Origin of the sequence: Waterburya agarophytonicola KI4 (genome assembly GCF_020640915.1) — a bacterium.
GTDB lineage: Bacteria > Cyanobacteriota > Cyanobacteriia > Cyanobacteriales > Xenococcaceae > Waterburya > Waterburya agarophytonicola.
Map to the genome: position 1 here is coordinate 1 of NZ_JADWDC010000127.1, position 4,643 is coordinate 4,643.

A 4,643-nucleotide genomic window follows, 5' to 3' on the forward strand; every position below is an offset into this window, starting at 1 on the left:
TTTTCAAAATAATCATCATTTTACTTTCTTCTGGGCTTAAACAAGAAGTATTGGCAACCTGTCGAGTAGCTTCCAACAAAGCCCACTCAAAAGTTCGTGGTAATAAACGTTTGAATAGATCTTCTCCTCCCCACTCATCTAGTAACTGCGTACTCCACCAATTTAATCGAGAAGGATCTGTCAATCCCTCCCCTGCCCAGGCAACAAAAAATTGCAGCATCAAAACTGCATCTAATTCTTCTGGTGAGATTGCAATTTTTAGCTCTTGAGAGTCAGTATTAGTTTGAATAAAACTCAAAATAAGTAAATATAAGTAAGAGATATATATACTTAAAAGTTTTCCCAAATAAAGCTATTCGATCTTCATTTTTCTAAAATTAGGAATAATTACTGTCCGTAAATATCAGGAATACTATAAATAGAGTAAGATGTTCGACCAAAGCGATTTAGAAATATATGATCGCATCACACTACCAAAATCCCTTAAGATACCTGAAAGAAGCCGTTTATATTCTCTTAAACCTATTGGAATAGGAACACCATCGACCGAAAGTCTTAGCAGCCATTTGACTCGATTAGCCGAAGAACATTGCCTCCCTTTAAAGAAGCTAGTTCTGGGAGAAATTGCTCCTAGAATTTTTAGCGATCAATATCAACCTGAAATGTTATTGAAAAGTGTCAGTAGTATTTTGGGTAATAGCGACGCGAAACCAGCAATCAATGGCATGAGAGACATGACGCGATCGCTTGTTGATGCTCTCGAACAATTAACTTTGCGTGAAGATTTAAAGTATCTATCTTGCTTAACATACAAAGAGATTATCAAAGAGCGAGGCTTATTTCGTCAAAATAAAGCTTGGTGTCCGAAGTGTTTTCAGCAATGGGTGCTAGAGCATAAATCTATTTACGAGCCTTTATTATGGTCGTTCAAAGATGTAAATTTTTGCCTTAAACATAGCTGCCAGTTAAGCAATCGTTGTCCTCATTGCGATTCTCCTCAAAAAGCGATCGCTAATCATTCTCGCTTAGGTTATTGCGATCGCTGTAAACAATGGCTCGGCAATAATCTTAATGATGAATTAGAGATAGCAGATAAAGAACGTCAAATCTTGGCAGGAATTGGAGAATTAATTGCTACCACACCCGATCTAGATTCTCCGCCTACTCTCCCAGACATAATTCAAAAACTCAAACTGATTCAATTCTTTTTCGAGCGATCGCTTAGGCAAGATTTAACCCAGTTTATAGCATTAGGGAAAACTTTAGAACAATTAAAAATTGCAATTACACAGCATCAAGATAAACCTTTAAATCTAGTTGGTTTGCTGATTCCAATATGTAGTTTAGCCAAAATATCTGTAGATCAACTAATGAAAGAGGATGTTTCAAGTATAAGCAAGATACTTGAGATTAATTTTAAAAATCCAATTCAAAAAAACAGCAAAAGATCATCTCTCGCTTCGATGTTTAATCGCCGAACTTGATTGATCCTAATGAATCCAGCATATTAAAATTCAAAGCTTACAACTTTTCTAAGTGAGCAACGCCTAAAGGCATTTAACCATGATGCAGCAAATAACTGATTTTTGCTGGGCAACGTCCCACAGGTGAGCAACGCCTAAAGGCATTTAACCATGATGCAGCATTATTTCTTCTTTTTTCCGTAATCCATTTATTGTGAGCAACGCCTAAAGGCATTTAACCATGATGCAGTTTCAATCCGATCTTCCTGGCAGGTACGGGAATTAAGGTGAGCAACGCCTAAAGGCATTTAACCATGATGCAGAATCTAAACTATTCTGCTTTCCAAAGACAATTACCCTAAGTGAGCAACGCCTAAAGGCATTTAACCATGATGCAGGCTACTGCGTCCTGTAACTATAGTTTCTGCCAATCCGTGAGCAACGCCTAAAGGCATTTAACCATGATGCAGATTTTTACCATGGAAAATAATTTAATTCACTTAAGAGCTTCGTGAGCAACGCCTAAAGGCATTTAACCATGATGCAGAATCCACTGCCCCTTTCGCACCAAGAGTTGAGGCAGTGTGAGCAACGCCTAAAGGCATTTAACCATGATGCAGGGCAGTCTCCCAGACCCATATTTGGCAATAGCTGAGAATCAAAAATGCAAGCACCTCATCTAAAACACTGCAAATTAAGCTCACAACTATATAATAAAGAATCTTTCGATGGCTGAAACCCTTTATTTACAAAGCTTTAGCAAAATGCAAGGATCTTCTCATGGCTTTGAATAGCTGTATTGCTTGATATTTATAGTTTTCAGCATTTTTTACCCTACAAAACCTCTCTACAAGCAGAGGTGCTTGCATTTTACTCAGTTTGAATTACCGTCCAAGAGCTATCAGGTGGTGTTTTACATTCTAATTCCTCAAGAGAATAACGCTGCCATCTCGTTCCTCTCGAACCCACATGGTCAACCCAGTAAGGTAAAGTAATGCTACCCGTGTTGTCTTGTACTAACCATTGCTTAGGCTGACTTAAATGACGTTCTGAAGCTAATCTCACAGAATTAACCAAGTCATTACTTTCTCCTAAATAAAGACAGCCAAAACGTTTAATAGTAGCAGGATTAGCTTTTGCTTGCTCTATTCTTTTTACCAAAGTTGGATTTACTGATTCTAAGGATGATTCCACCCAAACAATAAATCTAATATCCGTTAAAATCTCTTGATGTTCGGGACTAGTATTTCTGGGATCTCCAAGAGAAGAAGCTTTAAAACGTCTCATTTTTCTCAAGATCTTAGACTTTTGTGACTGAGACAACATAGCTATTGCCAGTCTTACACCACAATGTCTTTGTGAATCAGTTTCTCCCACCAATGACAATAACATTCCATAAACTGTCGAAGGAGGGGGAACAGGATAAGTTTTACCATATTCCCTACTGCGTGAATGTCGAAAAGTAGCGCAGGGAACGTGAACGTATAAAGCGATTGAATTCATGTTTGTGCATTAGCTTCGTTTAAACTCAAATCTCTGGCAATAACTTGTTTTAGTTCGGCAATTGCCTTCTTTCTTCCTGGATAAATGTGAGCCTTGTCTAGGGCGAGATCTTTGGCAAATTTACCCCCAATCCACAATTCATCTGCTTCAATATCCCCATTAGATACTGATTCAATTAGACTCCGAGAAATAGAAGGTTCGGCATAAACCCCTGGACTAACTTCCAACTGTTCAAAGCAGTAAAACATATCTGGCGAAGGATCTTGCGTCCAGCGCAAGACAAAACTTTCAGGAGAGAAGTCATAGCAAAAAACATTGTTATGTCCTCCTACCTGACGGACAGATGTTAACCCATCCAAGAGATCTAAAGTTCGGGATTTTTTCTTGAGATGATTGCAGTCAAGAGCAAAGACATATTGATAACGGGTGTTATGAAATTCAATAAAGTGCAGCGAGGTACTGTCTTTTTCTCCACTCTTAGAGTTAAAGGTAACTCCACCATCGAAAGGAGTGAGGGAAAAAGCACGATTAACTCCCAATGCTCCTAACCTTTGGGGATAAGCAATTCTAGTTCTTTGTGTCGTTTCAGCTTGCGATGCTTCTTGATCATTATCATTAACCTCTTCAGTTATTTCTCTTCTTGCTGCTTCTAAATTCGCAAAACCCAATACATCATCGTCAATAAACCTTTCAGGATTAAAATTGTCATCTTCCCAATTATTGACAAATTCATCTCCATCCCAATTGCGATTGACAGGATAACCATTTTGTTGCCAATAAAACCGCAATGCCCAGCGTATAGCGTCGCTATTAACTACTGAATGAAGCTTGTTGTGCCATCTAGCTTTTTGTAAGGGACTTGTATTGCCTTTGCTTTTATCATGATTGAGGGATGCCGAACCATAGTGAGTTAAAAAAGTACCAAATAAATAATATCTAGACATAAATTTATCCAGCTTCTTGCTGAGTTTCGGGAAAGATTGCCAAAATAGAGTCTTGAAGTAGAAACAAAATTGCTGCTTGATAATTAACTTCAAGTAACTTAGCCCAAAATACTATTGGTATTTTGCGTAAAGAAAACTTTTGTGGTTTATAACTGGCTAAAGCTAACAATGATGGCGCGGATGGAGTTGACTTTGACCGTAAAGCTTTGGTTGTCGTAAATGAAAATTTTGTTATCTATGAAGTTTTTTGAGACAAACTGGTAGTCTTTGACTGCTTGGGGGGTAATGGTAAAGTCTTCATTGTCAAAGATTATTCTTTGGCGAGATTTTTTGTTTAGTTTTTCGTAGAGTAAAACCTGGCAATTCTGTGGAGAAGTGAGATTTTTTCCAGAAGAACTATAGTTTTTTAAGGCTGCTTCTCCCAGATTAGTTACAAAGCAGTCTTGATATTTTCTGCTATTTAACTGCCAACATCTATTGGCTGCTGCTACAAAGTCCAGAACATCAGGTATCACTATGGCATATCTGGCTGCCTGTTTTTTGTCTCTCTTGGTTGAATTGGAGATTACAGTGAAATACTGACAGACAATAGGAAGAAATAGTAGTGCTAAAGCATATTCGATTTTTTCTTCTATTTTGGTAATTGCCTGTAACTTGGCATGGCGCACTGTTGCACCTGGATAAGCTTAGACGCACCTAGTTTAGGTTATAATCAGGGAAAAAAAAGAGCGAT

Annotated in this window: 4 protein-coding genes, 1 pseudogene and 1 CRISPR repeat array; of the genes and pseudogenes, 1 reads left to right on the forward strand and 4 read right to left on the reverse strand. The window is 38.0% G+C overall.

Features of this window, described 5'->3' with window-relative positions:
• The coding region (gene brxE, locus I4641_RS23250; protein WP_229642965.1) for a BREX-6 system BrxE protein at positions 1–298 on the reverse strand (298 nt) is incomplete at its 3' end.
• 130 nt (positions 299–428) lie between these two features.
• Here brxE and I4641_RS23255 point away from each other — a divergent pair.
• Entirely contained in the window at positions 429–1,484 is a 1,056-nt protein-coding gene (locus I4641_RS23255) for a TniQ family protein (protein WP_229642966.1), read from the forward strand.
• A gap of 52 nt (positions 1,485–1,536) precedes the next feature.
• Positions 1,537–2,083: a CRISPR direct-repeat array (repeat unit 36 nt; unit sequence GTGAGCAACGCCTAAAGGCATTTAACCATGATGCAG).
• 250 nt (positions 2,084–2,333) lie between these two features.
• On the opposite strand, the gene cas5 is transcribed toward I4641_RS23255, so the two are convergent.
• From cas5 to I4641_RS23270, 3 genes and pseudogenes are all read right to left on the reverse strand, one after another.
• On the reverse strand, positions 2,334–2,966 hold the full coding sequence (cas5, locus tag I4641_RS23260) for a type I-MYXAN CRISPR-associated protein Cas5/Cmx5/DevS (protein WP_229642967.1): 633 nt from the start codon (positions 2,964–2,966) through the stop codon (positions 2,334–2,336).
• Positions 2,963–3,910: a hypothetical protein gene (locus I4641_RS23265; RefSeq protein ID WP_229642968.1), complete on the reverse strand. Its 948-nt coding sequence runs from the start codon at positions 3,908–3,910 to the stop codon at positions 2,963–2,965. Before I4641_RS23265 ends, cas5 begins: the two co-directional genes overlap by 4 nt.
• A 146-nt stretch (positions 3,911–4,056) precedes the next feature.
• Positions 4,057–4,584 (reverse strand): annotated as a pseudogene (locus tag I4641_RS23270) (type I-MYXAN CRISPR-associated Cas8a1/Cmx1); the annotation flags it as partial.
• Positions 4,585–4,643 lie beyond the last annotated feature (59 nt).

Excerpts from the sequence above, each read along its gene's own strand:
- I4641_RS23255 (WP_229642966.1), top strand. The coding sequence starts at position 429 with ATGTTCGACCAAAGCGATTTAGAAATATATGATCGCATCACACTACCA.
- I4641_RS23265 (WP_229642968.1), bottom strand. The coding sequence starts at position 3,910 with ATGTCTAGATATTATTTATTTGGTACTTTTTTAACTCACTATGGTTCG.
- cas5 (WP_229642967.1), bottom strand. The coding sequence starts at position 2,966 with ATGAATTCAATCGCTTTATACGTTCACGTTCCCTGCGCTACTTTTCGA.